General features: G+C 64.0%; 26 protein-coding genes, 3 tRNA genes, 1 pseudogene and 1 riboswitch. Of the genes and pseudogenes, 11 read left to right on the top strand and 19 right to left on the bottom strand.

All coding sequences use genetic code 11. The features are described 5' to 3' along the window. The coding region (locus tag JZZ72_RS20075; protein WP_210015004.1) for a helix-turn-helix domain-containing protein at window positions 1-171 on the bottom strand (171 nt) is incomplete at its 3' end. A gap of 99 nt (window positions 172-270) precedes the next feature. On the opposite strand from JZZ72_RS20075, the gene JZZ72_RS20070 reads away from it, so the two are divergent. The 4 genes from JZZ72_RS20070 (at window position 271) to JZZ72_RS20055 (ending at window position 4,830) form a co-directional block, all read left to right on the top strand. After that, window positions 271-711, top strand: coding sequence for a PACE efflux transporter (locus JZZ72_RS20070; protein ID WP_043864659.1), 441 nt, complete (start codon window positions 271-273; stop codon window positions 709-711). Window positions 712-795: 84 nt separating this feature from the next. After that, window positions 796-1,326 carry a sigma-70 family RNA polymerase sigma factor gene (locus JZZ72_RS20065; RefSeq protein WP_054915299.1) on the top strand — a complete coding sequence of 177 codons (531 nt, stop codon included), beginning with the start codon at window positions 796-798 and terminating at the stop codon, window positions 1,324-1,326. 4 nt (window positions 1,327-1,330) lie between these two features. Next, window positions 1,331-2,305, top strand: a complete 975-nt coding sequence (locus JZZ72_RS20060) for a FecR domain-containing protein (protein ID WP_043864520.1) — start codon at window positions 1,331-1,333, stop codon at window positions 2,303-2,305. 98 nt (window positions 2,306-2,403) lie between these two features. Continuing rightward, window positions 2,404-4,830: a TonB-dependent siderophore receptor gene (locus JZZ72_RS20055; RefSeq protein WP_210015003.1), complete on the top strand. Its 2,427-nt coding sequence runs from the start codon at window positions 2,404-2,406 to the stop codon at window positions 4,828-4,830. Window positions 4,831-4,848: 18 nt separating this feature from the next. On the opposite strand, the gene JZZ72_RS20050 is transcribed toward JZZ72_RS20055, so the two are convergent. The 5 genes from JZZ72_RS20050 to JZZ72_RS20030 form a co-directional block, all read right to left on the bottom strand. Next, a complete protein-coding gene (locus JZZ72_RS20050) occupies window positions 4,849-5,214 on the bottom strand; it encodes a DUF7079 family protein (protein WP_063612014.1) in 366 nt (121 codons plus the stop codon). Between the two features lie 146 nt (window positions 5,215-5,360). Continuing rightward, window positions 5,361-6,047 (bottom strand): GntR family transcriptional regulator, encoded by a 687-nt coding sequence (locus JZZ72_RS20045; RefSeq protein WP_043864518.1) that lies wholly within the window; start codon window positions 6,045-6,047, stop codon window positions 5,361-5,363. Between the two features lie 14 nt (window positions 6,048-6,061). Further along, window positions 6,062-6,766: a FadR/GntR family transcriptional regulator gene (locus JZZ72_RS20040; protein WP_054915296.1), complete on the bottom strand. Its 705-nt coding sequence runs from the start codon at window positions 6,764-6,766 to the stop codon at window positions 6,062-6,064. A 36-nt stretch (window positions 6,767-6,802) separates the two neighbouring features. Then, the gene (locus tag JZZ72_RS20035; protein WP_210015002.1) at window positions 6,803-8,116 is read right to left on the bottom strand and encodes a C4-dicarboxylate transporter DctA; all 1,314 of its coding nucleotides are present in this window, start codon (window positions 8,114-8,116) and stop codon (window positions 6,803-6,805) included. A 251-nt stretch (window positions 8,117-8,367) separates the two neighbouring features. Continuing rightward, on the bottom strand, window positions 8,368-8,682 hold the full coding sequence (locus JZZ72_RS20030) for a helix-turn-helix domain-containing protein (RefSeq protein WP_210015001.1): 315 nt from the start codon (window positions 8,680-8,682) through the stop codon (window positions 8,368-8,370). Between the two features lie 186 nt (window positions 8,683-8,868). On the opposite strand from JZZ72_RS20030, the pseudogene JZZ72_RS28455 reads away from it, so the two are divergent. From JZZ72_RS28455 to JZZ72_RS20020, 3 genes and pseudogenes are all read left to right on the top strand, one after another. Beyond that, window positions 8,869-9,150: pseudogene (locus JZZ72_RS28455) on the top strand (PAS domain-containing protein); the annotation flags it as partial. 207 nt (window positions 9,151-9,357) lie between these two features. Then, on the top strand, window positions 9,358-10,434 hold the full coding sequence (locus JZZ72_RS20025) for a methyl-accepting chemotaxis protein (protein WP_434093267.1): 1,077 nt from the start codon (window positions 9,358-9,360) through the stop codon (window positions 10,432-10,434). Between the two features lie 21 nt (window positions 10,435-10,455). After that, window positions 10,456-12,153, top strand: a complete 1,698-nt coding sequence (locus JZZ72_RS20020) for a putative bifunctional diguanylate cyclase/phosphodiesterase (protein WP_043864514.1) — start codon at window positions 10,456-10,458, stop codon at window positions 12,151-12,153. A 49-nt stretch (window positions 12,154-12,202) separates the two neighbouring features. Here JZZ72_RS20020 and JZZ72_RS20015 read toward each other — a convergent pair whose 3' ends face one another. The 11 genes from JZZ72_RS20015 to folD all read right to left on the bottom strand — a co-directional run bounded on the left by JZZ72_RS20015 (window position 12,203) and on the right by folD (window position 22,801). Then, entirely contained in the window at window positions 12,203-12,697 is a 495-nt protein-coding gene (locus JZZ72_RS20015; RefSeq protein WP_100633178.1) for an Lrp/AsnC family transcriptional regulator, read from the bottom strand. A 12-nt stretch (window positions 12,698-12,709) separates the two neighbouring features. After that, entirely contained in the window at window positions 12,710-13,552 is an 843-nt protein-coding gene (locus JZZ72_RS20010) for an ABC transporter ATP-binding protein (protein WP_236066305.1), read from the bottom strand. A gap of 3 nt (window positions 13,553-13,555) precedes the next feature. Continuing rightward, window positions 13,556-14,269 carry an ABC transporter permease gene (locus JZZ72_RS20005; RefSeq protein WP_043864512.1) on the bottom strand — a complete coding sequence of 238 codons (714 nt, stop codon included), beginning with the start codon at window positions 14,267-14,269 and terminating at the stop codon, window positions 13,556-13,558. After that, window positions 14,266-14,991, bottom strand: coding sequence for an ABC transporter permease (locus JZZ72_RS20000; protein ID WP_043864511.1), 726 nt, complete (start codon window positions 14,989-14,991; stop codon window positions 14,266-14,268). The genes JZZ72_RS20005 and JZZ72_RS20000 overlap by 4 nt, the downstream gene beginning before the upstream one ends. A 74-nt stretch (window positions 14,992-15,065) precedes the next feature. Beyond that, entirely contained in the window at window positions 15,066-15,845 is a 780-nt protein-coding gene (locus JZZ72_RS19995; RefSeq protein ID WP_088515235.1) for an ABC transporter substrate-binding protein, read from the bottom strand. 275 nt (window positions 15,846-16,120) lie between these two features. Continuing rightward, a complete protein-coding gene (locus tag JZZ72_RS19990; protein ID WP_210015000.1) occupies window positions 16,121-17,167 on the bottom strand; it encodes an ornithine cyclodeaminase in 1,047 nt (348 codons plus the stop codon). Window positions 17,168-17,190: 23 nt separating this feature from the next. After that, window positions 17,191-18,108 (bottom strand): citrulline utilization hydrolase CtlX, encoded by a 918-nt coding sequence (gene ctlX / locus JZZ72_RS19985; protein ID WP_043864655.1) that lies wholly within the window; start codon window positions 18,106-18,108, stop codon window positions 17,191-17,193. Between the two features lie 133 nt (window positions 18,109-18,241). Further along, on the bottom strand, window positions 18,242-19,168 hold the full coding sequence (locus JZZ72_RS19980) for an ABC transporter substrate-binding protein (RefSeq protein WP_088515234.1): 927 nt from the start codon (window positions 19,166-19,168) through the stop codon (window positions 18,242-18,244). Next, complete coding sequence (locus JZZ72_RS19975) at window positions 19,165-19,506, bottom strand: (2Fe-2S) ferredoxin domain-containing protein (RefSeq protein WP_043864507.1); 342 nt, start codon at window positions 19,504-19,506, stop codon at window positions 19,165-19,167. The genes JZZ72_RS19980 and JZZ72_RS19975 overlap by 4 nt, the downstream gene beginning before the upstream one ends. A gap of 44 nt (window positions 19,507-19,550) precedes the next feature. Next, the gene (locus JZZ72_RS19970; RefSeq protein ID WP_210014999.1) at window positions 19,551-21,485 is read right to left on the bottom strand and encodes a TonB-dependent receptor plug domain-containing protein; all 1,935 of its coding nucleotides are present in this window, start codon (window positions 21,483-21,485) and stop codon (window positions 19,551-19,553) included. A 121-nt stretch (window positions 21,486-21,606) separates the two neighbouring features. Then, window positions 21,607-21,809, bottom strand: a riboswitch (cobalamin riboswitch). A 137-nt stretch (window positions 21,810-21,946) separates the two neighbouring features. Continuing rightward, the gene (gene folD, locus JZZ72_RS19965) at window positions 21,947-22,801 is read right to left on the bottom strand and encodes a bifunctional methylenetetrahydrofolate dehydrogenase/methenyltetrahydrofolate cyclohydrolase FolD (protein ID WP_054915292.1); all 855 of its coding nucleotides are present in this window, start codon (window positions 22,799-22,801) and stop codon (window positions 21,947-21,949) included. Window positions 22,802-23,086: 285 nt separating this feature from the next. On the opposite strand from folD, the gene JZZ72_RS19960 reads away from it, so the two are divergent. From JZZ72_RS19960 to JZZ72_RS19950, 3 genes are all read left to right on the top strand, one after another. Next, window positions 23,087-23,163 (top strand) — tRNA-Arg (locus JZZ72_RS19960). A gap of 41 nt (window positions 23,164-23,204) precedes the next feature. Continuing rightward, window positions 23,205-23,280, top strand: a tRNA-His gene (locus tag JZZ72_RS19955). A gap of 53 nt (window positions 23,281-23,333) precedes the next feature. After that, window positions 23,334-23,418: transfer RNA gene (locus JZZ72_RS19950), tRNA-Leu, on the top strand. Window positions 23,419-23,517: 99 nt separating this feature from the next. Here the strand turns inward: JZZ72_RS19950 and JZZ72_RS19945 are convergent. Both JZZ72_RS19945 and JZZ72_RS19940 read right to left on the bottom strand, forming a co-directional pair. Further along, the gene (locus tag JZZ72_RS19945) at window positions 23,518-23,910 is read right to left on the bottom strand and encodes a RidA family protein (RefSeq protein WP_058541313.1); all 393 of its coding nucleotides are present in this window, start codon (window positions 23,908-23,910) and stop codon (window positions 23,518-23,520) included. 100 nt (window positions 23,911-24,010) lie between these two features. After that, window positions 24,011-24,196 carry a hypothetical protein gene (locus tag JZZ72_RS19940; RefSeq protein ID WP_054915290.1) on the bottom strand — a complete coding sequence of 62 codons (186 nt, stop codon included), beginning with the start codon at window positions 24,194-24,196 and terminating at the stop codon, window positions 24,011-24,013. 268 nt (window positions 24,197-24,464) lie between these two features. Here JZZ72_RS19940 and JZZ72_RS19935 point away from each other — a divergent pair, with 268 nt between their 5' ends. After that, a complete protein-coding gene (locus tag JZZ72_RS19935) occupies window positions 24,465-26,873 on the top strand; it encodes a TonB-dependent receptor (RefSeq protein ID WP_210014998.1) in 2,409 nt (802 codons plus the stop codon). Window positions 26,874-26,878 lie beyond the last annotated feature (5 nt).

The raw sequence follows: 26,878 nt of genomic DNA, 5'->3' as shown, positions 1-26,878 counted from the left end.
GGTTTCACGGTGGGTACGCTCGAACAGGGCAAAGCCTAGCTCCGCCTCCAGGTTGGCGATGGCCATGCTGACTGCCGAGGGTACCCGCCCCAATGCCCGGGCGGCAGCCGAGAACGAGCCGCGGTCGAGCACTGCAAGAAACAGTTCGATAGTGTCGCTGGAAAAATTCATCAGCCTCTCCTTTCAGTAAATCTGATAGCTGCTGACTTTTTCTGTCAAGAAGATTGACGCATCCTGCCGGCCGAATTTGATTTGCCGAGGGGTGAAAAGGTGCAAGGTCTGAAACGCAAGCTGGTGTATGTAACGGCCTATGAAGGTATCGGGCTGTGTCTGTCGACACTCGGGCTGGCGCTGCTGTCCGGCACCGCGCCCAGCAACACCGGGCCGCTGGCCGTGATGATCACCACCATCGCGATGGTGTGGAATTTCATCTACAACACCCTGTTCGAGTACTGGGAGAGCCGCCAGGCCACACGGGGGCGCAGCGTGGCCCGGCGCGTGGCGCACGCGATCGGGTTCCAGCTGACCCTGGTGGTGTACCTGATCCCGCTGATTGCCTGGTGGCTGGGGATTTCGCTGTGGGAGGCCTTCGTGGTGGACCTGGCGTTCATCATCCTGATCCCGTGCTACACGTTCCTCTACAACTGGCTGTTCGATCGGGTGTTCGGGCTGCCGAGTTCGGCATCGGCACAGGTATCGCCCGCCGTGTAGGTCGTGCAGGCCCGCGATGCTTTGCTTCTGAGCGTCGGCTAGGCATAGAATGATAGGAATTCTCATTCGTACCCCCGGTCGCCCATGTCCACTCCCGATCCCGCGTTGCGCGAACAGGTCAGCCGTATCTATCAGGACCACCACCGCTGGTTGCAGGGCTGGCTGCGTCCGCGGGTGGCCTGTCGGCACCTGGCGGCCGACCTGATGCAGGACGTGTTCGTGCGGGTGCTCAGCGCCCCGGACGCCAGCGACCGGCTCGGCGCGGTACGCGAGCCACGCGGCTACCTGGCCACCATCGCGCGGCGTTTGATGATCGACTACTTTCGCCGTGCCCGCCTCGAGCGGGCCTGGTTGCAGGCACTGGCCGAGCAGCCCGAAGCGGTGGAGATATCCGAGCAGGAGCGGCTGATCCTGCTGCAGACCCTGTGCGAGCTGGATGCCATGCTGGCGGGGCTCGGCCCGCGCATACGCCGGGCCTTTCTGCTGTCGCAGCTCGATGGCATGACCTACAGGCTGATCGGCGAGGAGCTGGGGGTTTCCGAGGTGACGGTCACCCGCTATATCGCCAAGGCCTTTCACCACTGTACGCTGTACAGCCTGCAAGCCGACACGTGACCCCATGGCTACTCTCGACCCTCTCCAGCGCGCCGCGCTGGAACAGGCTGCGCTTTGGCGCGCCCGCCTCAATGCTGATGCCGTGGATGATACCGACCGGCAAGCGTGGCAGACCTGGCTGGACGCCCACGACCAGCATCGCTGGGCCTGGCAACAGGTCGTCCAGGTTCAGCAGCGGCTTGGCCAGCTATCTGGCGGGCTGGCCGGGCGTACCCTGGACATCGCCGGGCAGCCTGCCGCGATCCCGCGGCGCGGCGTGCTCAAGGGCATACTGGTGCTGGCCGGCACCAGCGGCCTGGGCTGGGCCGGCTACCGAGAGCTGAGCAGCGGGCCGTGGACGGCGGACTACCATACCCGCGTCGGCAAGCGTCAGGCATTGACCCTGGCCGATGGCACCCGGCTCGAACTCAACACCGACACTGCCCTGGATGTGCGCTACGACAACCAGCAGCGCCTGCTGGTACTGCGCCAGGGCGAGGTGATGATCACCAGCGCCGCCGACAAGGCCGGGCGCCCGTTGCGGGTGCAGACCGTCAACGGCACCGTCGAAGCGCTGGGCACGCGCTTTCTGGTGCGCCGCGACAGCGACGCCAGCAGCACGCAACTGGCGGTGTACCAGGGCCAGGTGGGCGTGATGCCGCGCGATGGCATGGGGGGGGCGGTGGTCGATGCCGGGGATCAGGTGCGGTTTTCACACCCCAAGTTCGTGCTTGGCTCGCCACTGGAGCCCGACCGCGATGCCTGGCGCAGGGGGCTGCTGATTGCCAACGACCAGATGCTGGGGGTATTCATCGCCGAGCTGCGGCGTTATCGCCCCGGTTGGCTCAACTGTGCCAACGAGGTTTCCAGCCTGCGTATCAGCGGTACCTTCAAGCTCGACGATACCGAGCAGATTCTGCGCGCCATCGGCAAGACCCTGCCGGTGCGGGTCGAGCGGCGCACAAAATACTGGGTAAGCATCGAACCCCTCACCACCTGAAAAATATTTTTCGTAAATGATAGGTATTCGCTCCTTCGTTCGACTTCTAGGCATGCAGGCGTGATGGCCTGACTGCCAACCAGAAGAGAAAAGAACCGATGAATACCCGATCACCGGTCGCGGCAAGGCTGCGTACCACGCTGTTGTGCTCCACCCTGCTGTGGCCGCTGGCGATGCCGGGCATGGCGCACGCCGACAGCACCACACCGACCGAATACAACCTCGACCAGGGCGACCTGGGTCAGGTTCTGAACCGCTTCGCCGCCCAGGCCGGCGTGGTGCTCTCGTTCGCACCGAGCCTGACCGCGGGCAAGACCAGCGCCGGCCTGCACGGGCGTTACAGTGTCGATCAGGGCCTGCAGGCGTTGCTCGAGGGCAATGGCCTGATGGCCGTGCGTGAAGACGACGGGCGCTACAGCCTGGCCCCGCTGCCGCAAACTGCCGGGGCGCTGAACCTGGGCGTGACCGAAGTCACCAGCAACCAGTTGGGTACCATCACCGAAGACAGCGGCTCCTACACGCCAGGCACCATCGCCACCGCCACACGGCTGGTGCTGACACCGCGCGAAACGCCCCAGACCATCACCGTGGTCACCCGTCAGCACATGGACGATTTCGGGCTCAACAACATCGACGATGTGATGCGCCATACCCCGGGCATCACCGTGTCGGCCTTCGACAGCGACCGCACCAGCTACTATGCCCGCGGCTTCTCGATCAACAACTTCCAGTACGACGGCATCCCCTCGACGGCGCGCAACGTCGGCTATTCGGCCGGCAACACCTTGAGCGACATGGCCATCTATGACCGCGTGGAAGTGCTCAAGGGTGCTACCGGCCTGCTCACCGGCGCGGGGTCGCTGGGGGCCACGATCAACCTGGTGCGCAAGAAGCCGACTGCCGATTTCAAGGGGCATTTCACCCTGGGCGCCGGCAGCTGGGACAACTACCGCAGCGAACTCGACGTGGGCGGCCCGCTGACCGACAGCGGCAACGTGCGCGGCCGTGCGGTGGCGGCCTACCAGGACAAGCACTCGTTCATGGACCACTACCAGCGCAAGACCAACGTCTACTACGGCATCCTCGAATTCGACCTGAGCCCGGACACCCTGCTCACCGTGGGCGGTGACTACCAGGACAACAAGCCGGAAGGCTCGAGCTGGTCGGGCAGCATTCCGCTGTTCGATGCCCAGGGCAACCGCAACGACCTGCCACGCCACTTCAACAACGGCGCCAAGTGGAGCCACTGGAACCAGTACACCCGCACCGTGTTTGCCAGCCTGGAGCATCACCTGGCCAACGGCTGGGTTGCCAAGGCGCAGCTGGACCACAAGATCAACGGCTATGACGCGCCGCTGGGCTCGATCCAGGGTTACTACCCGCGCGCCGACGGCACCGCCAGCCTCTATTCGGCCAAATACACGGGCGAGACGGTGAGCAATTCGGCCGACCTCTACGCCAGCGGGCCGTTCGAGCTGCTGGGGCGTGAGCACGAACTGGTGATCGGTACCTCGTTTGCCCAGTCTCACTGGGAAGGCAAGGGCTGGTGGAGCGCCAGATACCCCAATGGCAACTCCGTCGACTACGGCAGCTGGAACGGCAACACCCCCGAACCGGACTGGGGGGAGCAGACCCAGACCGTGGATGACCGCGTGCGCCAGACCGGCACCTACGTGACCACCCGCCTGCACCCCACCGACGATCTGACGCTGCTGCTCGGTGCACGCCTGGCCAACTACCGCATCAATGGCGTGACCGCCAACGGCCGCGAGGACGATCGCCTGCTGCCCTACCTGGGGGCGGTGTACGACCTCAATGACTACCTGTCGCTGTATGCCAGCTACACCGATATCTTCATGCCGCAGGATGCCTGGTACCGCGACCGCAACAACCGCCTGCTCGACCCGGATGAAGGGCAGAACTACGAGGTGGGCCTGAAGGGTGAGTTCCTGGACGGGCGCCTGAATGCGAGCCTGGCGTATTTCGAGATTCACCAGAGCAGCCGGGGCGAAGAGGACCGGGCCTACAACGGCAACCCGACCAACCCGGCGGTCGAGTATGCCTACGAAGGCATCAAGGCCAAGACCAAGGGTTATGAGGCAGAGATCTCCGGCGAACTGGCTGAGGGCTGGCAACTGCAAGGGGGGTACACCCACAAGGTGATCCGCGATGACCAGGGCAAGAAGGTGTCGACCTGGGAGCCTGAGGACCAGGTCAGTTTCTACACCAGCTACAAGCTCAAGGGGGCGCTCGACCGCTTGACCATCGGCGGTGGTGCGCGTTGGCAGGGCAAGGGCTGGCAGGTGTTGTCGAACAACGTCAAGAAGCGCGACGAGGAGTTTGCCCAGGACCCTTACTGGCTGGTGGACCTGATGGCGCGTTACCAGATCAACGAGCAGCTGTCGGCCACGCTGAACGTCAACAACGTGTTCGACAAGGCCTACTTCACCAATATCGGCTTCTACAACTCGGCCTCTTATGGCGACCCGCGCAACGTGATGGTGACCACTCGCTGGGACTTCTGAGGCCAGCGTGCCGAGGTGTCAGGCCTGCCGTTGGGCGAGGCAGGCCTGGTGGATCGCGTCCCAGCATTCCTGGCTCCACAGGCGGATCCAGGTGGCGGCCCACAGTCGGTCCCAATGCCGGCGCAACGGGTTGCGTCGGCGCGCCTCCAGCAGCTCTTCGATTTCTTCGTTGAGCGATACCGGCTCGAAACCGGTCCATACCGGTGGTACCGGTGCCACGATGTTGTAGTAGCAGACCGGCGCGACTTCCTCGTAGAAGATGCGCTTGAGCTCGGCCAGGTCGAAGGGTTCGAGTTCGCGGGCGATCCAGGCGTAGTCCACCCAGCTGTCGACGAACGACTCGGAGAGCAGGGCGCGGACGTTGTGGCGTTGTTCTGGGGTCACGGGGCGGGCTCTTGTGGGGATGCCCGATGCTGCGCGGTTTGTCGTTGGCAGGTCAAGCGCAGCAAGACCCTTCGCCGGCAAGGTCGGCTCCTGCACAACACCTCCTGCAGGAGCCGGCCTTGCCGGCGAAAGGCGCACCGCCATTCTCAATCCAGGCTCAGCTTGGCCTCGATGCGGTCCAGGTGCTGGTGCATCAACTGCAGCGCCGCCTCGCTGTCGCCGTCCTCCAGTGCGTCCACCAGGGCTGCATGTTCCTGCCAGGCGCAGTGTTCGCAAGGCTGGGTCTCGTACTGGGCAATGATCAGCGACGTCATGGGCACCAGCCCGTTGAGAAACCGCGTCAACGGGGCATTGTCGGCCATCTCCGCCAGCTTCAGGTGAAACTCGCCCCCCAGACGAATCGCCGTGCACCGATGGCCCTGCTCGTGGTGCTTGCGCTCGCGGGCAATCAGCTCGCGCAACTGGCGGATGCGTGGGGCACTGGTGCGCCGCGCCGCCAGCCCGATCAGCGTGGTTTCAGCCAGGCGCCGGGCACTGAGCACCTGGCGCGCCTGCTGCGGGTCGGGTGCGGCCAGCCGGGCGGTGTGCGCCGGGCGTTGCACCACCACCTGCTGGTCGGACAGGCGCCCCAGCACGCGGCGGATCACCGTGCGGCTCACGCCGAAGGCCTGGCCCAGCGCCTGCTCGGTCAGCGCGGTACCTGGCGCCAGGCGCTGTTCGAGGATCGCATCGAACAGGCGCGGGTAGATCTCGTCAGCGCTCAGGCGCTGCTCGCCGGCCGCCAGCAGCGCGGGCAGGGCGATCGCGGACGGGGTAGCAGGGCAGGCGTTCATGGTCGCTCTCCTGGTCAGTTGCCCGGGTGTTCATCCGGAATGGTCAATTCGATGCCCATGCGCAGGCCTTCCTGCAGAATGTGCCGGCGCATCTGCGCACTGGCCTGGGCGCTGTCCTTGTTGCGGATGGCGCGCACCACCGCCTCGTTCTCTTCCAGACGCGCGGCCAGGTGCTCGGGCGAGTTGTGCAGCACCTGGGCGCTCTGCTTGAGGGCATTGCTGGTCTGCTGCACCACACTTTGGAAAATCGGGTTGGCGGTCAGTGCGAACAGCTCTTCGTGAAATGCCAGGTAGGCGCGCACCCCGGCTTCGCTGTCGCTGGCCTCCAGGGCCTCGCGCATGTCCATCAGGGTCAGGCGCAACTGGCCGATTTCCTTGCTGCTGACCGACTGCGCCACCAGCCCGACAATGAACGGCTCCAGCGTGTAACGCAGCTGCAGCACGTCCTCCAGGCTGGCTCCGGCCACGGCCGCGGGGGCCTGTACCAGCTCCTGGGTGCCGGGGTCGAGCACCAGCACTCCCTTGCCTGGCATGGAACGCACCAGGCCGAGGGTCTCCAGCACCGTGACCGCTTCGCGCAGGCTTGGCCGGCTGATGCCCAGTTGCTCGGCCAGTTCTCGCTGACCCGGGAGCATCTCGCCCGAGCGCCACTGGCCACGGGCCAGTGCCTGGCGCAGTTTCTCCACTACCGCATTCACTACCGTCGATGAGGTAATCACTGTTTGCTCCCTGAAAACACATGCATACGTCGTTGCCTAGAATTCCTGTTGATGGGCAGGGGTCGGCAGCTTGCGCGTCTGGAAGCTGAAGCCCTGCTTGCCGTTGAGTACGTTGTTGGCGCGTTCCAGATCAATGTCCTTTTCCCAGCGGGCGATGGCCACGGTGGCCACGCAGTTGCCGATCAGGTTGGTCAGCGCGCGGCCGATGCCCATGAACCAGTCCACCGCCAGCACCAGCACCAGGCCCACTACCGGGATGGCCGGTACTGCCGTGAGGGTGGCGGCCAGAATCACCAGCGCCGACCCCGGAATGCCGTGGGCGCCCTTGGAGGTGATCAGCGACACCAGCAGGATGGTCAGCAGGTCGGTCATGGCCAGCGGTGTGCCGATGGCGTTGGCGATGAACACGATGGCCAGGGTGAGGTAGATCGAGAAACCGTCCAGGTTGAAGGAGTAGCCCGTGGGGATCACCAGGCCGACGGTGGAGCTGCCGATGCCCAGGTGTTCGAGCTTGCGCATGATCTGCGGCAGGACCGCATCGGACGAAGCAGTACCCAGCACGATGCCCAGTTCTTCGCGCATGTACTTGAGGAACGGGAACAGCTTCAGGCCCGAGACGCGCATCACTGTCCCCAGGATCACCAGCACGAAGCCTGCACAGGTCACGTAGAACAGAGCCACCAGGCCGCCCAGGTGTTGCAGCGAGTCCAGGCCGTACTGGCTGGTGGTGAAGGCGATGGCGCCGAACACACCGATCGGCGCCAGGCGCACGATCATGCCCATGATGCGGAAGATCACATGGCTCAGTTCGTTTATCAGCCGGGTGATGCCCGACGCGGCCTCGCCCACCAGGTTCAGGGCGCTGCCGAACAGCACCGAGAACAGCAGCACCTGGAGGATGTTGTTGTCGGCGAAGGCGCCGAGCACCGAATTGGGTATCAGGCCCATGAGGAACGCTGCCGTGCCCTGGATATGCTGGCCACGCTCGGCCAGCGCACCGGCATCGGCGGTCGACAACTGGTCGAGGTGGATGTTGGCACCGGTACCGATGCCTGAGGTGAATGCCAGTACCAGCCCCAGCACCAGCGCAATGGTGGTCAGCACTTCGAAGTAGATCACCGACTTGAGGCCGATGCGGCCAACCTTCTTGAGGTCGCCGGCACCGGAAATGCCGCTGACCACCACGCAGAACACAATCAGCCCGATGAGCATCTTGATCAGCTTGATGAAGCCGTCACCGAGGGGTTTGAGTTGCAGGGAAACTTCAGGAAAGCTCAGGCCGCAGGCGATGCCGAGCATCAGGCCGAGCACCACTTGGAGGAAGATCGAACGCGAGCACCATTTGAGCATGGGGAGGGATCTCTGGTCGGTGTCCGTGCTTCTGGCAACAAGCGCCGAGCGACAGACTTAATTATTGTGGTCTTACCGGTATGTCCAGTGCAGGCGCAGTGTAGGCGGAGTTTTTGCGGGTTTGCAAGTATTTCGCGAATCCAGGGCATCAGATCGGTTTTACCGGTCTGACCAGTTGCAGTACTTATCGACGACAAAAGCGCTTCAAGCAACAGTGGCAGGCGCCTGTCACGCTTTTGCGAGGGCAGTGATCAAGGCTTGGAAAGGGCCATGTCTACCGCTGCAATCAGCTTTCCCAGGTCCTTGGGTGGAGCTTTGTGAATAACACCGAACAAGTAGGCACGTTGCTCGTCCGCATCTTCCAGGTCGGCGAAAAAGGCATTGAGCTTGACGCCCAGCACGTCGGCAAAGGTGAACAGCGCTTCGACACTGGGGGTGTAGGTGCCGGTTTCAAAGCGGCTTATGGTTTTGGGGTCAAAACCGGTTTTTTCGCCAAGTTCAGCCTGAGTAAGCCCGGCTACCTTGCGATAGCGTCTGATGGCTGGACCCAAACTAGATAATTCCATCGCTCGATTCCCATTTAGAATCAAGAACTTAACGATAAATATTGGCATTGCACAACGCCACGTTTCATCACCTTTCCTTGCAAAATGTGATGTATTTCGTAGAATCGTTCACTTGGACCGACATTTACGCTGCAGGTTTCAGGGCCGCTGGACAAGGCTTTAGCGTGCGCTTCAGGGAGTTTTAACGTGCGTCTCAATCTGCCGGTCACGGCTGTCGAACAGACCTTTCCGGACCATCAGCGGCTGATTTCCGCCACCGATACCGACAGTAACATCACCTATTGCAATGCCGAATTCGCCGCCATGAGTGGCTTCAGCCAGGCGGAACTGATCGGCAGCACGCACAACCTGGTGCGCCACCCGGACATGCCGCCTGCCGTATTTGCCCTGATGTGGCAGTACCTCAAGGCCGGCCAGAGCTGGATGGGCATCGTCAAGAACCGCTGCAAGAACGGCAACTTCTACTGGGTCAGCGCCTACGTCACACCGGTGCTCGAGGACGGCCGCCTGGTCGGCTACGAATCGGTACGGGTCAAGCCCACTCGCGATCAGGTGCAGCGCGCCGAAGCGCTGTATGCCCGTCTGCGTGAAGGCAAGCCCCCCGTGCCCTTCGGGCGTCGCCTGGCCCTGCAGGGCCGCGTGCTTGCGCTGCCGTTGCTGGCAGCCGCTTTGGCCATGGGCGCCAACCGGCTGTTGCCGGGCTGGGGCGGGCAGGGCATCACGCTGGCGCTGTTCGTGGCGGTGGGCCTGTGGGGGCACAATCGCCTGCGCCATGAAGTGCGCCAGATCGTGCGCAGCACCCCCAACACGTTCTCCGACCCGATCAGTGCGCTGGCCTACAGCGAAGCGCTGGGGCCGACCGCGCAACTGCAGATGGTGTTGATCAGTGAAGAGGCGCGCCTGAAAACCGCGCTGACGCGCCTGAGCGACCTGGCCAACCAGATGGCCGTGGCCGCCAGCGATTCCAGCCGGCTGTCCAATGCCACCGAGCTGGCGCTGCTCGACCAGCGCGCCGAAACCGACATGACCGCGGCGGCGATGACCGAGATGGCGGCATCCATCGCCGAAGTGGCGGTGCATGTACAGCAGACCGCCAGCGAGGCCGGCACCGCCAACCAGCTGGCCGAACAGGGCAGCCAGGTGGCCGGTACCTCGCGCGAGGCGATCCAGCTGCTGGCCAGCACCGTCACCCAGATCAACCAGGCGGTCGGCCACCTGGCCGGGCAGACCCAGGACATCATGCTGGCTGCCAGCGTGATCCAGGCGATTGCCGACCAGACCAACCTGCTGGCGCTCAACGCTGCCATCGAAGCGGCGCGTGCTGGCGAGCAGGGCCGCGGATTTGCCGTGGTGGCCGATGAGGTGCGCGCCCTGGCGGGCAAGACCCGCCAGTCGACCCAGCAGATCCAGGGCATCATCGAGACCCTGCGCAGCGGCGCCGATGACGCGGTGAGCATCGCCAACCTGGGCATCCAGGAGGCCGAGCAGGGCGTGGCGCAGGTGGTCGAGGCGCAGCGCGCACTGCAAGGCATTCGCGAGGCGGTGGCACGCATCACCGATATGACCCAGCAGATGGCGGCCGCCTCGCAGGAGCAGTCCTACGTGGCGGAGGACGTGTCGCAGCAGATCAATCGGGTAGCCGGCACGGTGCAGAAGACTGCCGACAACGCCAATGCCGCCGCCACCCGTGGTGGCGAGCTTGAGCATATTTCCAGCGGCCTGCGTGCCTTGGTTGAACGCTTCAACCGATAGCCGCCAGGCGAGTGAACGAGCATGGATGACAACTACCGCGCGGCCGTCGACGCGGCCGCGATCTTTTCCGAAACCGACCTCGCCGGACGCATCACCTACGTCAACCAGCAGTTCTGCAGCATCTCCGGCTACAGCCGTGAAGAGCTGCTGGGGGCCAACCACCGCATCCTCAATTCCGGCCTGCACGGCAGTGACTTCTTCGAGAGCATGTGGGCATCGCTGGTAGCCGGCAAGGTCTGGAAGGGCGAGATCTGCAACCGCGCCAAGAACGGCTCGTTGTACTGGGTCGACAGCACCATGGTGCCACTGCTGGACCCGGCCACCGGCAAGGTCCGCAAGTATGTGTCGATCCGCTTCGACGTCAGCGAGAAACGCCAGCTGGTGCACACCCTGCAATGGCGCGTGGGGCATGACGTGCTCACCGGGCTGCCCAACCGCGCATTCCTTTCGGACCTGCTGAACCAGGCCCTGGAATTCTCGCGCACCGAGCAGTTCCCGCTGGCGGTGTGCATGCTCGATCTGGACGGCTTCAAGGCGGTCAACGACGGCTATGGGCATGCCTGCGGCGACCTGCTGCTGGTCGAGGTGGCGGCGCGGCTCAAGGGCATACTGCGTGGCGGCGATGCGGTTGCGCGGTTGTCTGGTGACGAGTTCGTGCTGATTCTGCGCCATGTCGAGGGCCAGGCGCAGTTGCGCACGGTGCTGGGGCGGGTGCTGTCGGCGGTGGCGGCGCCGTATTCGATTCGCGGCCAGCAGATCAGTGTCAGCGCCAGTATCGGCGTGACCCTGTACCCGGCCGACAACGATGATGCCGACACCCTGCTGCGCCATGCCGACCAGGCGATGTACGTGGCCAAGCAGAGCGGACGCAATCGCTTCCACCTGTTCGACGTGTCGCTGGACCAGGAAGTGAAGGCCACGCACCAGACGGTTGAGCGGGTCCGCCGCGCCATGAAGAATGGCGAGCTGCGCCTGTTCTACCAGCCCAAGGTGAACATGCGCAGTGGCGAGGTGCTGGGCTTCGAGGCCTTGCTGCGCTGGCAGCACCCGGTCAAGGGGCTGGTGCCGCCAGCGGAGTTCCTGCCGTTGATCGAGCAGACCGACCTGATCGTGGACATCGGCGAGTGGGTGATCGACCGCGCGATGGCGCAGATGCAGCATTGGCAGGACGCCGGGTATCGCTGGTCGGTGAGCGTGAACATCGCGGCGCGCCACTTTCAACGGTCTGACTTCGTCGAGCGCCTGCGCCTGTTGCTTGCGCGTCATGACGGGGTTGCGCCGCGCATGCTCGACCTTGAGATCGTCGAGTCGGTGGCAATCGAGAACATCAAGCGGGTCAGCGAATGCCTGGAGGCGTGTCAGCAGTTGGGGGTGCAGTTTTCACTGGATGACTTTGGCACCGGCTATTCGTCGCTGAGCTATCTCAAGCGCCTGCCCACCCAGGCGATCAAGATCGACAAGTCGTTCGTGCGCGACATCCTGCATGACCAGGATGACCTGGCCCTGACCCGCGCGGTGATCGGCCTGGCACGGGCCTTCGGGCGCCAGGTGATCGCCGAGGGGGTAGAGACGGTGGAGCATGGCGAGGTGCTGATGGGGCTTGGCTGCGATGTGGCGCAGGGCTACGGCATCGCCCGGCCGATGCCGGCGGCGGAGGTGGTGGGATGGGTGCGCGAGTATGTGCAGCCGCATGAGTGGGTGGTGTTGCGCCAGGCGTAATGCCGCATCGGGCCCTTGGCCGGCAAGGCCGGCTCCTGCAGGGCCGGCGCTACAACTGCGGCGCCGTGTTCTTCACCACCGCCAGTTCCGGGTGCGCCACCAGCTTGTCGATGTGCAGCTCGTCGTTGTTCATCCAGGTTTCGCTCAGCACCCGGTAATGCTCCATGTCCCGGCAGCGCATGCGCAGGCTGTAGTCGAAATGCCCGCTGATGAGCTGGCACTCGAATACCTGCGGGCAGGCCTTCATGCAGGCCTCGAAGGCCCGCTGAGCCGAGCGCCCGCTCTGGTTAGACAACGCCACCAGCACCAGCAGCGACAACCCTGGCGACACCCGCTGCACATCGATGATCGCGCCATAACCACGTATCACCCCGCGTCGCTCCAGTTTGCGCACCCGCTCCAGGCAAGGCCTGGGCGTCAGGTGCACCAGCGAAGACAGCTTCTCGTAGGTGATGCGCCCGTTGTGGCGCAGTACGTCGATGATCGCCTCGTCGATCCGATCCAGAGGCGGCGTGTCATGCATGCGGTTGGCCTTGGTGTCCATGGTGGCGTCGGTTCACTTCAAACGGTTGGAAAGAAATTGCTGCAGGCGCTCGCTCTGCGGCTGGTCGAGCATCTGCGGGCCGCCCTGTTCCTCGACCCGGCCCTGGTGCAGGAACAGTACCTGGCTCGACACCTGGCGGGCAAAACCCATCTCGTGGGTGACCATCAGCATGGTACGGCCTTCCTCGGCCAGCGTCTGTATCACCTTGAGCACTTCGCCAACCAGTTCCGGGTCCAGTGCCGAGGTCGGTTCGTCGAACAGGATGATCTCCGGTTCCATCGCCAGCGCCCGGGCAATGGCCACGCGCTGCTGTTGCCCGCCAGACAGGAATGCCGGGTACTGATCGGCCGCGCGCCCTGGCAAGCCGACCTTGTCCAGGTAAGCGCGGGCGCGGGCCTCGGCCTCGCGCGGGCTCACCCCAAGCACGCGGCGCGGCGCCAGGCAGATGTTCTCCAGCACGGTCATGTGGCTCCACAGGTTGAAGTGCTGGAACACCATGGCCAGGCGCGTGCGCAGGTTCTGCAGCTGGGCCGGGTTCGGCGCGCGGGTGCCGGCGCGGCCCTGGTGCATCTCGATGCTCTGCTCGTCGAGGGTGATCACGCCCGAGTCCGGCTGTTCGAGAAAGTTGATGCACCGCAGCATGGTGCTCTTGCCCGAGCCGCTGGCACCGATCAGGCTGATCACGTCGCCCTTGCGCGCCTGCAGCGAGACGCCCTTGAGTACCTGGTGATCGCCATAGCTCTTGTGCAGGGCATCCACGCTCAGTTTGATGGCGGCGCTGCTGACGCGCGGGGCGGTGGGGGTTTCGTACAGGGCCTGGCCATGGGCCGGCAGGGGGTGTGCGCAAAGGGTCATGGGTCAGCCTCGGGCAGGAACAAGGAAACGCATCCAGCGGCGTTCGGCCAGGCGAAACAGCCCGACCAGCGCGAAGGACAGCAGCATGTACAGAATGGCCGCGATGCCGAAGGCCTGGAACGTCAGAAAGGTCGCGGCGTTGGCGTCGCGGGCCACTTTGAGGACGTCGGCGACGGTGGCGGTGAACGCCAGCGAGGTGGCATGCAGCATCAGGATCAGCTCGTTGCTGTACACCGGCAGCGCACGGCGCAGGGCTGCCGGCAGCACCACGAACAGGTTCAGGCGCCAGCCATGCAGGCCGTAGGCCTGGGCGGCCTCGATCTCGCCATGGGGAATGTTGCGAATGGCCCCGGCGAAGATCTCCACGGTGTAGGCGCAGGTGTTGAGCACAAAGGCCAGCAGCGTGCAGTTGAGCGCATTGCGCAAGAACTGGTCGAGCAGCGCGTTGTCACGCACCACCTCCAGCCCGTACAGCCCGGTGTAGCAGATCAACAACTGGATATACAGCGGGGTGCCGCGAAACACGAAGGTGTACAGCTCTACCGGCCAGCGCAGCCAGCGCTTGCGCGACACCCGCGCCAGCGCCAGTGGCAACGACAGCACCAAACCCAGCACCATGGTCACGATGAACAGCCACAGCGTCATCGCCAGCCCCGACATGCCCGCGCCATCGCTGTACAGGTAGGCCCGGCCGTATTCCTGAAGCAGTTCGATCATGATGCCAACCCCTTGATGCCGGTGTTGTAGCGCCGTTCCAGCACCTTGAACAGGCGATTGGAAAGGGTGGTGATAAGCAGGTAGACCAGCCCCGCGAACAGCAGAAAGTACAACGGCTCATTGGTGGTCTTGCCGGCGTTCTGCGCAGCCTTTACCAGGTCGGAGAGGCCGATGATCGACACCAGCGCGGTGGACTTGAGCAGCACCAGCCAGTTGTTGCCCAGCCCCGGCAGGGCGAAGCGCATCAGTTGCGGGAACAGCACCAGCTGGAAGCGCTGCACGCGGCTCAGCCCGTAGGCGGTAGCCGCTTCCAGCTGGCCATGGGGCACGCTGAGGATCGCTGCGCGAAAGTTCTCGGTGAAGTAGGCGCCATAGATGAAGCCCAGGGTGATCACGCCGGCCATGAACGGGTTGATCTCGACGTAATCCCAGCCAAGCAGCTCGGTCAGGTCGTTGAGCCACAGCTGCAGGGTGTAGAAGATCAGCAGGATCAGCACCAGGTCGGGCACGCTGCGAATCAGCGTGGTGTAGAGGGTGGCGGGAATGCGCAGCAGGCGCAGCGAGGACAGCTTGGCGCTGGCGCCGATCAGGCCCAGCAGCAGGCTCAGGCCCAGTGACAGAAAGGCCAGTTGCAGGGTCATCCAGGTTCCTTGCAGCAACAGCGGGCCGAAGCCCTGCAGGCTCAGCGCCTGCAAGCCGGTGGAGGTGAGGAAGTCGTTCACGGGAAAACTCTCGGTAGGACCAAAGGCGGGTGCGACAGCGCACCGGGCCGTGCAGGCCCGGGCTCTGCAGGCGATTACTCGTTGTAGATATCGAGGTCGCCGACGTACTTCTGCTGGATCCTGGCGAAGGTGCCATCGGCCAGCACCGCGGCGATGCCCTTGTCGATCAGCGCCTTGAGCTCGGCGTCGTTCTTGCGCAGGCCCATGGCGATGTCCAGGGGCAGGGTGGGGTCCTTGATTGCCGGGCCGCTCTTGAAGTCGGCGCCTTCGGGGGTGTTGAGGAAGTTCAGCTGCGCTTCGAGCTTGTCGGTGAGGGTGGCGTCCAGGCGCCCGTTCATGAGGTCGGCATAGTTCTGGTTCTGGGCCTGGTAGGCTTTGACCCGGGCGCCCAGCGGCGCCAGCTTGGCGCGGGCGTAGGCCTCTTGCAGCGAGCCTTGCAACACGCCAACGGTCTTGCCCTCGAGCGATTCGGGGGTGTCGCCGAAGTCGGCGCCCTTGCGCACGATCACCGAGGTGGGGCTGAGGAACAGGCGATCGGAAAACTCGATCTGCTTCTGACGGGCCGGCGTCACCGCCATGGACGACATGATTGCGTCGAACTTGCGTGCACGCAGGGCCGGGATCATGCCGTCGAATTCGTTGTGCACCCAGGTGCACTTGACCTGCAGCTTTTCACAGATGGCATTGCCCAGCTCGATGTCGAGACCTTGCAGGCTGCCATCGGCGGCGACGGATTCGAAGGGCGGGTATTCGGGGAACACGCCGAAACGGATTTCTTTCCATTCCTGGGCCTGGACTGTGCTCGCGCACATGGGCAGGAGCAGCACGCTGAGCAGCTTTCGCAGCGAGGTCATAAAGGTATCCCTGTGTCTTGTAGTTGATGTAGGGCAGTGAACGCTTCGTTGGCCTGAGCCTTGGTCTGTGTGTGACTCTTCGCTCTGGGCGTCAGAATGCGTGAAGGCAGCATTTTTTTTGTGTCGTTTGGGCCGGCGCTTGCTGCCGGATTCTGCTGTTGGCGATTCGGTGTCAGCCGAATCGGCTGCATGACCTCCTGTTTTGGCTTCGGGGCAGCTTGCTGTGTACGGCCGTGCAAGGTGCACGGCCGCCTGGATTGACGTGCAGGCCCGGTCTAGGCGCGTTTCTTGTACACCGCCTGAACCTTGGGCAGCAGCCGTGCAAACAGGTCCTTGGGGTTTTCCAGGGTCGGCACCAGGTCTATTTCATGGCCGATATCCAGGGCCTTGGCCACATCCAGCACATAGCGCAGGGCCGAGTAGTCTTCGATGGCAAAGCCCACCGAGTCGAACAGGGTGACCTGGGTGTCGTTCTCGCGGCCGAGCACCTGGCCGTTGACCACTTGCCAGAACTCGGTGATCGGCGAGTCGGCTGGCATCTGCTGGATCTCGCCCTCGATGCGGCTCTGCGGTTCGTACTCGACGATCACCCGTGCGGCGTCGACGATGTCGCGGTGCAGCTCGGTCTTGCCCGGGCAGTCGCCACCCACCGCGTTCAGGTGCATGCCCGGCTCGATCATGTCGGCGGTCAGGATGGTGGCGTAGGCCTTGTCGGCGGTGACCGTGGTGACGATGTCGGCGCCGCGTACCGCATCGGCCACGGAGCTGGCCAGTACCACCTTGATCGCCGGGAAGGCGCGAAGGTTCGCGGCCAGTTTGGCCGTGGCTTGTGGGTCCAGGTCGTACAGGCGGATTTCTTCGATGCCTACCAGCGCGTGGAAGGCGATGGCCTGGAATTCGCTCTGCGAGCCGTTGCCGATCAGCGCCATGCTGCGGCTGTCGGGACGCGCCAGGTAGCGTGCGGCCAGGGCCGAGGTGGCGGCGGTGCGGATCGCGGTGGTCAGGGTCATTTCGCTGAGCAGCAATGGCGCGCCGGTGTCGACATCGCCCAGCGCACCGAACGCCATCACGGTGAGCATGCCGCGCTGGGTGTTCTTCGGGTGGCCGTTGACGTACTTGAAGGCGTAGAGGTTGGCGTCGGAGGCCGGCATCAGCTCGATCACCCCGTCTGGCGAGTGGTTGGCCAGGCGCGCGCACTTTTCGAAGTCGTGCCAGCGCAGGTAGTCCTGGCGGATGTACTCGGCCATTTCTTCCAGGCAGGTGGTGAGGCCCTTGCGGGCGACCATTTGGCTGAGGTCGTTGACGTCGATGTAACGGGTCATGGGGAGCTCCTTCTTGTGGTCGGTCAATTGCGCACCGGCAGGTGCACTTCGGCGAGCATGCAGCGCGCGCTGCCGCCGCCGATGCGTTCGATGTTGTCGATGTTCACCACCACCGGGTGGGTGTGCCGCTCGACCTGGCGGCGCTGCTCGGGGTGCAGCGAGCGCCAGGCACTGCGCGACATCACCAGCAGCGGCTGGCCTTGCTTGTCGTGCACTTCGAGCATGTTGCCGGCGAAGCCTTCGAGCTGGTCGAAGTCCAGGGCCAGGATATCCTTGCCGGTGGCACGCAGGCTGTGTTCCAGGGTACGGCGCTCGTCGGCATCGGGCAGTGCCTTGAGGCACACCACCGACAGCCCGCGGCCCACGCTCATCATTACGTTGCAGTGGTAGATGGGCGCCCGGTGTCGGTCGACGGCGTGAAACAGGCACAGGCGGTAGTCGAGCCTGTCGGCGAACTGGCGCAGTGCTTCGGTGTGGGTGCGTCCGGAGTGGCAGGCGTAGCTGATGCGGTGTTCGCGGTCGAGCACCATGCTGCCGGTGCCTTCCAGGAACATGCTCTGTTGCTCCAGCGGGCTCAGGTCGATGGTGTTGTGAATGCTGAAACGGTCGGCGAGCACCTGCAGCACGCCCTTGTCGCGTTCCAGCCGGCGGTTGTGGCCCTCCATCGGGTAGAGCACCAGGCTGCCGTCGGCGTGGCTGCTCCACCAGTTGTTGGGGAAGATCGAGTCAGGCGTGTGCGGGGCCGGCGTGTCCTGCACCACCAGCACCTCGACGCCATGCTGGCGCAGGGTGTCCACATAGCCGTCGAACTCTTCCAGCGCTTTATGCTGTGCCTGGTCGGGGTCCAGTGCAGGCTGCTGGAAGCGGTTGTTGAGTGCGGTGTCCGGGTTGAAGGCGAACCGCGCGGGGCGGATCATCAAGACTGTATTGGTGGTTTGCATCGAGGCACGCATCCGGGGTTGGCAGTGCGTCTATTGTCGATGCAGTGGCGCTGCAATCCCGGCTGAAGCGCGCGGGGCGCTCAGCGGGGAAAGCTGAAAAGCGGGGTATTGCAGCGTAATCGGCTGTGCCGGTTCAGGGCAGGTGCTCGGCCATGTCACGCAACTGGTTGGCCAGCGCGACGGCAGCACGGGCGCTGTGTTCGCCTGCCACCAGGTGCGTGAAGGGCAGGTCGATCAGCCGGCCCTCGCGCACCGCACGCAACTTCGAAAGGGCCGGGTGGTTGTGCAGGTACTCGCGCTTGCGCCGGGCCGGCGACCAGACGGCGTCGGCCAGGATGATCACGTCCGGGTCGCGTTGCAGCAGGGTTTCGGGGTCGACGGTCACGCGGTGCAGGTCGACGTCGGCGAACAGGTTGCGCCCACCGGCAACCTGGATCAGTTGGGTGATGAAGCCGCGGCTGCCCTCGCTGTCGAGGCCCTGGTGCTCGCTGTCCAGGTAGAACACCGAAAGCGGGGCATGCTGCGCGGCGAGCTGGCGGGCGCGGTCCAGGTCTGCTCGTTGCTGCGCGATCAGCCGAGCGGCCTGGGATTCGCGCTGCAGCAGCTTGCCCAGGCTGCGCAGGTCGTCTTCGATGGCCGCGAAACCGGAGGCCGGGCGCGGGTCGCAGGCGTTCTCCAGCAGATAGCTGCCGATGCCATTGCGGGTCAGGTGGGTACGGGCGCCCACGCCATCGCGAAAGGCGCTGGCGAAACCACCGACCACCAGGTCGTAGCGCTGGGCATAGAACACCTCCGGCGAGGGATACAGCCGCGACAGCAGGGGCACGCCGCGGTAGCGCCGGGAGGCCAGCGCCTCGGGGTCGTCATCGATGTAGCTCACCGCAACCAGCGACGGGCCGACCTGCAGGGCCAGCAGCAGGTCGGCGGCATGCTGGTTGAGCGCCAGGATGCGCTGCGGCGGGGCGTGCGGCAGGGTCCAGTCCTGGCCGCAGTTACGGTAGGTCTGGGCGTGGGCCGTGGTGCCGAGCAGGCACAACAGCAGGCAGAGCAGGCGCGTCATGGGGTATCACCATTGAGCAGCAGTGCGCTGACCGGGGTACCTGCGACCAGGTGCTCGCGCACCAGGCGGCGGGCATCGTCGGCGCTGGCGATGCGGTACCAGCAGCGCTCGGGGTAGACGGTGGCGACCGGGCCCAGGTTGCACGGGAACTGGCAGTGGGTACGGGTCAGCAGCACGCCGTCGGCGGTTTCCATGCGCTGGGCGGCGAGCAGTTCGTTGCGCACCACTTTCCACACCTGCTGCGCGCCGCGCTGGGTGCAGCGCGGGCCGGTGCACAGCATCACGTGGCGGGCGTGGGCGGGAATGTGCGACCACTCGGGTTTGCTGGGGATGGGCATGGGCTTGTCCTTGAGTCCGTGGTGCGGCTTGACCCGCGCTGCTTCTAGAAGCTGTAGGTGTAACGCACTTCGCTGGTGAACGGCCTTCCCAGGTTCTGCACCTTGCGCACGCCGCTGTCCATGCTGGTGGTGTAGTCGCGGTCCAGCAGGTTCTCCAGCAGCAGGCTCAGGCGATGCTGGCGGGCGCCGTCCAGGTAGCGGTAGGCATCGGCGTCCACCACGGTGTAATGCCCGTAGTCCACATCACGCGGGCTTTTCACCGTGCCGATGTAGCGCACCGCCGCGCCTGCGCCCCACATTCGGTCACCCGACTCGTACCCCAGCCGGCTGCGTGCAAAGAACCCGGGAATGTTGTTGAGGGTGGCGCCGTTGCGCGACTCGCTCAGGTTGCGCGTCATGTCTGCCGCCAGCTGCCAGCGGTCACTGAGCTGGAACTGCCCGTTGACCTCGACGCCGCGCACCTGGATCTCGCCATCGCCGTTGACCCATTGTGCATCCACGATGGTGATCAGGTCCTCGATGCGCCGGGTGAACAGCGTACCGCTCAGGCTGTAAGGCTGGCCCTGGATCAGGCCGGTGTAGTCCAGGCCCAGTTCGGCATTGCGGCTCTTCTCCGGCTTGAGGTTGGGGTTGCCCATCTCGTCGCCCGGTTCGTTGACGTACAGTTGCTCGGCGTTGGGCAGCTTGTAGGCGGTGCCGAACTGGCCGCGCAGCTTGAGCTGGTCGGTCAGGTCGTAGAGCGAGGTGAGCATGCCCACCGTGGCACTGTCACCGCCGCTCAGGTGCTCGCGGCGCACGCCGATGCTGGGGTGCCAGTCAGGCAGGGCGTCGATGACAGGGCGCAGCTGCACATACAGCGCATGGGCCTCGGCCTGGTTGTTATCGATCTTGAGCACGTCGTCCTTGCCCTTGAACCACTGGTTGTCGGTACCGAACACCAGGGTGTGCTCGCCGGGGAGCACGGCCTTGCCTTCGGCCTGCATGCCCCAGTCGCTGAAGCCCCAGTAGTCATCGTGGTTGAGGGTGCGGGTGCTGCCGTCGGTGTTGTTGTAGATGCGGGTGTAGCGCGTATCCCAATCGTTCATGTGGCCTTTGACGAAGTAGCTGAAGTCGGGGTTCAGGCGCTGCTCGAAGGTGGCCGTGGCGATCTGCTGCACGCGGTCGTTGGTGGTACGGCGGTTGGCGTCCGGGCGCAGGAAGTCCAGGTTGGCGGCGCTGTACTGGTAGAACAGCTCCAGGCGGCTGTCATCGCCCAGGCTTTGTGCGGCCTTGGCGCCGAAGGTGTTGACCTCGTAGCTGCGCTTCTTGTCGCTGACCGTCGAGGTGATCTGGCTGCTGTGGTAGGGCTGGTAGCCCTCGGACACGTTGTGGCTGACGTAGGCCAGCAGCCCCAGGTCGCCCAGGCCGTTGCTGAAGATGCGCTCGATACGGGCATCGCCGTTGCGCCCCATGAAGCTGTCGACGCCCAGGTTGACCTGGCCCGAGGGGTCGCGGCTATGGGCCGAACGGGTGACGATGTTGATGACCCCGGCCACGGCCTGAGTGCCGAACAGCAGGCTCTGGCCGCCCTTGAGTACCTCGATGCGCTCGATGGCGGCGGCGGGCAGGGTGTCTATATAGATGCCGCCGTAGAGGCGGTTGTTCAGGCGCACCCCGTCGAGCATGATCAGCGTGTCGTCGTTGCGCCCGCCCAGCAGCGAATAGGTGCCATAGTCGAACGGCCCCTGCTTGGGCGCCACATACAGGCCGGGGACGAACATCTGCAGCACGCGGGTGATGTCGGCGCTGGGGCCGGCGCGCTCGATCTGCTCGCGGTCCACGACCTCCACCTTGCTGCCATAGCGCGCCATCTCGGCCACCGTGGTGGACTCCACCGAGGGTGCGGAAACGATCTGCTGGTCGAGGGTCAGGGGTTCGCTGGCCGCCAGGGCCGGGCTGCCGATCAGGCAACCGATCAGGGTAAAACGACGTGTCTTCATCTACTTCTCGAAAAAGGATTTTTCGGGAAGCGCACAGGAGGGTTCCGGCGAACGCGCGCCAGAATACCGGCTCGTGCCCGCCCACCGCAGGTTTGCCAAAATGACTGAACGCATCCTTTCAACAGTCGTGGGTTTGCAGGCCGGTCTCCGGGCTTGCGAGGCTCGAAGTCATCCGCCTTCCCATGCGTTGCGCACAGTGGCCTGTTGGATGCTTCACTCGCTTACCGTTGCGGGGGCAGCGCCGGACTAGTCATGCAAGACGCACCGGCTTCCCGTTTCACCTGCTGCACGGCGGCAGCAGGCACCTGAAACTGGGCCGCATCTGACCATTGTCATGACCGTTCGTCAACCTGACGGCCTTTGCTGACGAGCGTGCGTTTGTTCCAGGCCAAAAAAAACGGCACCTTCTCAGGTGCCGTTCCTTTAGTGGCTAGCGCCGCTGGAACTTAAATCCAGCGGGGTCAACCGTGCAGCTCTTCGGCCGCATACAAGGTGTTCTCCAGCAGGCACGCCCGGGTCATCGGCCCGACGCCGCCTGGCACCGGAGTGATCCAGCCGGCGCGGGGCAGGGCGGTCTCGTAGACCACGTCGCCCACCAGCTTGCCGTCTTCCTGGCGGTTGATGCCCACGTCGATGACGATGGCGCCTTCCTTGATCCATTCACCCTTGACCAGCCCCGGCTTGCCGGCAGCCACCACCACCAGGTCGGCGCGACCGACGTGGCCGGCCAGGTCCTTGGTGAAGCGGTGGGTCACGGTCACGGTGCAGCCGGCCAGCAGCAGCTCCATGGCCATGGGGCGGCCGACGATGTTCGAGGCGCCCACTACCACCGCATTCATGCCGTACAGGTCCTGACCGGTGCTGTGCAGCAGGGTCATGATGCCTTTGGGGGTGCACGGGCGCAGCAGCGGGATGCGCTGGGCCAGGCGGCCTACGTTATAAGGGTGGAAACCGTCCACGTCCTTGTCGGGGCGAATGCGCTCGAGCAGCAGCGAGGCATCCAGGTGCGCCGGCAGTGGCAGTTGCAGCAGGATGCCGTCGATGTCGGCGTCTTCATTTAGGCGGTCGATCAGGTCGGTCAGCGCCTGCTGGGTGGTGTCGCTGGGCAGGTCATAGGCCTGGGAGTTGAAGCCGACCTCTTCACAGTCTTTACGCTTGTGCGAAACATAGACTTGGGAGGCGGGGTCGCTGCCTACCAGGATCACTGCCAGGCCGGGGGTGCGCAGGCCTTGCTCGCGACGTTGCGCGACACGTTGGGCGATCTGCTGGCGCAGGCTGGCGGCGATCGCCTTGCCGTCGATAAGTTGTGCAGTCATGACGCGTGATTAACCATCGAGAGGGAATAAAAAGAGCGCGCATTCTCGCATGACCGGGGCGCAGGGCAAAGGCGCTTGGTCTGGCAATTCCCCTAACCCCTTAAATAAAATGAATTTTTTTCAAAAAGGTGTTGACGACTTTGCCGCTCGTCTATAACATTCATCGCACTTGTCGGGCAGAGCCTAGCACTGGTTAGCAAGGTCAGGCAGAATAAGTGGTTTTGATAGCTTGTTCGGTATGACTAAAAGTTAATTTGTAATCCTAACAGAAAGCAGATTAAATATGCGCCCGTAGCTCAGCTGGATAGAGCATCCGCCTTCTAAGCGGATGGTCGCAGGTTCGAGTCCTGCCGGGTGCGCCAATACAGGCAGCTGGCACAAGTAAAATCAGTAAAGCAATATGGTGGGCGTAGCTCAGTTGGTAGAGCACAGGATTGTGACTCCTGTTGTCGTGGGTTCGATCCCCATCGTCCACCCCATATTCTAAAAGGCGCCCGATGAAAATCCGGCGCCTTTGCTTTAAAAGCTTCACGCGGACGTGGTGAAATTGGTAGACACACTGGATTTAGGTTCCAGCGGCGCAAGCTGTAAGAGTTCGAGTCTCTTCGTCCGCACCATAGATGCTTTCACCGCCCTTCGCTGAAGTGCGTTGAAGCCCGGAACAAGCCGCCTTGAGCGGCTTTTTTCGTTTCTGGGCTTCTACTCCTTACCCGCACCTACCGCTGCACCGCAATGCACTTGATCTCCACCAGCAACCCTGGTCGGGCGAGTTCGCTGACGCCTATGCAGGTCCATGCACAGGTGCCCCTTGGAAAGACCTTGTCCTTCACGCTCCTGAACAGCGGCATATGGCGTTGCATGTCGATGTGATAGGTCGTCATTTCGACCACGTCGTCAAACCCGCAACCGCCCGCCGCGAGCACGAGGCGAAGGTTTTCCCAGGCCGCCAGAAACTGCTGCTCCGGGTCTTCAATCACCTCCAGCTCCGGCGTTCGACCCACCTGCCCGGCGCAGTACAGGGTTCTGCCCACCTTTACCGCGGGGGCATAACCAGCACGCTCGCAAAGCAATTTCATCTCGTCGGGGACGATAATCTGGCGATCAGTCATGGGGCAGGGTCCAGGAGAGTAGGGCTATCAAGCGACGCGCCACTCTATAGAACAGAAAAGCCACCTATCAAGGTGGCTTTCGCGTTTCAGTGCCCTCGCGTCAGTGCCTGGTCGCCTTGGGCCCACCTACCGGTGACAGCTCAAGCTCCAGTCGAACGATGTTGAGGATTCTGGTGAGTGGAGCGGCTTGCTCCGCCTCCCCCAGGGCGAGGAGGTGATCGCGTTGTTCGCGAATTCTGCTGAGGCTCTCGTCGAGCTGCGCAGCGGCCAATCGGTATTTTTCCATGTGCGGTTCCTTTATCACGGCCTCCCTGCCACTCGAGTCGGCCGTTCCGTGTGCGGGTGCTGTGGCACCGTTCGTCAACGGAAGGCCCTGCAAGCATAGCGTCCTTTGCGCCGTAGGCGCGTGAACATCACGGGCAGAACTGTTCCAACATTTATCCGCGCGCATACTGATGAATGATTTTAAAAATAATACTGATTTTCATTTCCCTTTTTGACTGCCTCACGTGACCTCTATTGCAAGACCATTGCAACGTTCCAGGGAGCTTCACGTGAAACGCATCGCGCCGACCGTAAATCCAGGCCAGCAGCCCGACAGGCACCGTGTTTTCAAGGCGGCGCAGGGCGCGCTTACTGTGCTGGCGCTTGCCGTCAGTGGTGCCAGCGTTGCAATGGCGGCGCCCATGGAGGCGCCCACCGCTCAGCACGCAGCTGTACGCAAGCATTACCAGATTGCGGCAGGCCCGCTGGCGCCCGCACTCAACCAGTTGGCGGGCGCCACCGGCGTGATGCTGACCTTTGCCCCGGAGCTGACTGACAAGCGCCAGACCCAGGGCCTGGATGGCGAGTACAACCGCAAGGAAGCCTTCGACCTGCTGCTGATGGGTACCGGGCTGCGCATCGTGCAGCTCAAGGACAAGAGCTTCGTGCTGCGCGCCGATGAACAGAGCCGCAGCGCACTGGAGGTGGGCCCCACGCTGGTCAATGCACTGGGCGAGCGCCCGGGCGTGATCCGCAGCAGCCGCGAAGTGCACGCCGAACGCCAGGACCTCAACAGCCTGGTGCGTTCCATGCCCGGTACCTACACCCTGCATTCACGCAGCCAGCCCGGGGTTTCGGTGAACATCCGCGGGCTGTCGGGCCTGGGGCGGGTCAACACCATGATCGACGGCGTGACCCAGACCTTCCGCAACAACGCCGGTCACGGTTCGGGCGGGCCGATGGCCTTCGTCGACCCCAACCTGCTGGCCGGTGTCGATGTGCAGCGCGGCGCGGTGGACGGCGCCGAAGGGGCCAATACCCTGGGGGGCACTGCCAACTTCCGCACCTTCGATATCGACGACATCGTCAAGCCCGACCACCGTGTGGGTGTGCGCAGCACCTACCGCACCGGCAACAACGGTTACGGCAACACGCGCATGCTCGCCGCTGGCGCACGAACCCGTCCCGAGGATAGCGAGGGCGTGTACGGCATCGTCGCCGCCGCCAGCAGTTCGCAAACCGGCGAATACAAGACCAGCTCCGGCCAGGAAAACCACTACGACACCACCAAGCAGAGCCCGCGCTCGGGCCTGCTCAAGGTGCGCCTGCAGCCCAACGACCTGCACCGCCTGGACCTCAGCGGCGTGCAGTACCGCAACGAGTTCTACCACAACTACCCATGGGAACTGCGCAACGAAACCTACCGCGCCAAGTACGCCTACACGCCCTACAACGAATGGGTGAACCTGACGGTCAACGCCTACCAGAACAAGACCCAGCTCGATTACCCGCCGGTGGAGGAATCCACCTTCATCGGCCGCAAGACCCACGACGATGCCCACGGTTTCGACTTCACCAACCTCAGCCGTTTCAACTTCGGCCCGGTGGAAGCGAGCTGGAGCAACGGCATGCGCTACTACACCGACGACTTCGTTGCCGACACGCCGGAAAAACGCGGGGCCAACCCCGAAGGCAAGCAGCAGACCGAAAGCCTGTTCAGTACCCTGGAGCTGGACTACGACATCTATGCCATGACCCTGGGCATGCACTACGACGGCTACAAGGTCAGCGGCCACGTGCCCAAGTGCTCGATTTTGCGCGAGTGCACGGGTATCGGCGGGGGCGATGTGGACATCACCCGCCGCGAGCACAGCTTCAACCCGCGTATCGGCTTTGCCGTAAAGCCCTATGACTGGATGCAGCTCTACACCAGCTGGTCGCGCACCTCGCGTGCACCGCGGGTGCAGGAGATGTTCTTCGAGAAGGTACCGATGACCGCCGATGCCAGCGATGCCGACGGCGTGGGGGCCAACCCCTACCTGCGCCAGGAGCGCTCCACCAACTACGAGTTCGGCTTCAATCTCAGTCGCGCCGGGCTGTTCAGCAGCAACGACTACGCCCAGCTCAAGGTCAACCGCTTCATCAGCAAGATCGACGGCTATATCACCCCGCAGTCGTTCGACATCGTCGATGACGACGGCGAATACTCGGCCAAGGCCAACTGGGTCAACTGGCCCGAGCAGGTGCGCATGAGCGGCTACGAGATCGAGGGCCGCTACGACGCAGGCTTCGTCTACGCCAACCTCTCCTGGACCCGCGCCACCACCAAGGCGCCGACCACCTCGGGCATCGAACTCGAAGACATCAACAGCCAGCCCGACCGCTACTGGACCCTCGACCTGGGCACGCGCTGGTTCGACGAGCGCGTGGTGCTCGGCGCCCGCGGCGAGTACTCCGGCCCTGCCGAAGAAAGCTGGGACTGGTACGAAACCAGGAAGACACAGTCCACCGGCGTGATCTGGGACCTTTACGGCAGCTGGCAGGTGCAGCAGAACGTCAGCCTGTTCTTCAACGTCGAGAACGTGGAGAACAAGACCTACAGCTACAACGCCTCGGTGGACTCGATCATGTCCGCCTCACTGGACCGCGGTACCGGGCGTGGTCGTACCACCTCGTTCGGCGTCACGTTCGAATACTGACCCCA

It is taken from the genome of Pseudomonas palmensis (genome assembly GCF_017848315.1).
Lineage (GTDB): Bacteria > Pseudomonadota > Gammaproteobacteria > Pseudomonadales > Pseudomonadaceae > Aquipseudomonas > Aquipseudomonas palmensis.
Note: the sequence above shows the minus strand (reverse complement) of the source record. Positions and strands in the feature narration are given on the sequence as shown.

Excerpts from the sequence above, each read along its gene's own strand:
- JZZ72_RS20065 (WP_054915299.1), top strand. The coding sequence starts at position 796 with ATGTCCACTCCCGATCCCGCGTTGCGCGAACAGGTCAGCCGTATCTAT.
- JZZ72_RS20060 (WP_043864520.1), top strand. The coding sequence starts at position 1,331 with ATGGCTACTCTCGACCCTCTCCAGCGCGCCGCGCTGGAACAGGCTGCG.
- JZZ72_RS20055 (WP_210015003.1), top strand. The coding sequence starts at position 2,404 with ATGAATACCCGATCACCGGTCGCGGCAAGGCTGCGTACCACGCTGTTG.
- JZZ72_RS20045 (WP_043864518.1), bottom strand. The coding sequence starts at position 6,047 with ATGAACGCCTGCCCTGCTACCCCGTCCGCGATCGCCCTGCCCGCGCTG.
- JZZ72_RS20035 (WP_210015002.1), bottom strand. The coding sequence starts at position 8,116 with ATGCTCAAATGGTGCTCGCGTTCGATCTTCCTCCAAGTGGTGCTCGGC.
- JZZ72_RS20030 (WP_210015001.1), bottom strand. The coding sequence starts at position 8,682 with ATGGAATTATCTAGTTTGGGTCCAGCCATCAGACGCTATCGCAAGGTA.
- JZZ72_RS20025 (WP_434093267.1), top strand. The coding sequence starts at position 9,358 with ATGGGCGCCAACCGGCTGTTGCCGGGCTGGGGCGGGCAGGGCATCACG.
- JZZ72_RS20020 (WP_043864514.1), top strand. The coding sequence starts at position 10,456 with ATGGATGACAACTACCGCGCGGCCGTCGACGCGGCCGCGATCTTTTCC.
- JZZ72_RS20015 (WP_100633178.1), bottom strand. The coding sequence starts at position 12,697 with ATGGACACCAAGGCCAACCGCATGCATGACACGCCGCCTCTGGATCGG.
- JZZ72_RS20010 (WP_236066305.1), bottom strand. The coding sequence starts at position 13,552 with ATGACCCTTTGCGCACACCCCCTGCCGGCCCATGGCCAGGCCCTGTAC.
- JZZ72_RS20005 (WP_043864512.1), bottom strand. The coding sequence starts at position 14,269 with ATGATCGAACTGCTTCAGGAATACGGCCGGGCCTACCTGTACAGCGAT.
- JZZ72_RS19995 (WP_088515235.1), bottom strand. The coding sequence starts at position 15,845 with ATGACCTCGCTGCGAAAGCTGCTCAGCGTGCTGCTCCTGCCCATGTGC.
- JZZ72_RS19990 (WP_210015000.1), bottom strand. The coding sequence starts at position 17,167 with ATGACCCGTTACATCGACGTCAACGACCTCAGCCAAATGGTCGCCCGC.
- ctlX (WP_043864655.1), bottom strand. The coding sequence starts at position 18,108 with ATGCAAACCACCAATACAGTCTTGATGATCCGCCCCGCGCGGTTCGCC.
- JZZ72_RS19980 (WP_088515234.1), bottom strand. The coding sequence starts at position 19,168 with ATGACGCGCCTGCTCTGCCTGCTGTTGTGCCTGCTCGGCACCACGGCC.
- JZZ72_RS19975 (WP_043864507.1), bottom strand. The coding sequence starts at position 19,506 with ATGCCCATCCCCAGCAAACCCGAGTGGTCGCACATTCCCGCCCACGCC.
- JZZ72_RS19970 (WP_210014999.1), bottom strand. The coding sequence starts at position 21,485 with ATGAAGACACGTCGTTTTACCCTGATCGGTTGCCTGATCGGCAGCCCG.
- folD (WP_054915292.1), bottom strand. The coding sequence starts at position 22,801 with ATGACTGCACAACTTATCGACGGCAAGGCGATCGCCGCCAGCCTGCGC.
- JZZ72_RS19945 (WP_058541313.1), bottom strand. The coding sequence starts at position 23,910 with ATGACTGATCGCCAGATTATCGTCCCCGACGAGATGAAATTGCTTTGC.
- JZZ72_RS19940 (WP_054915290.1), bottom strand. The coding sequence starts at position 24,196 with ATGGAAAAATACCGATTGGCCGCTGCGCAGCTCGACGAGAGCCTCAGC.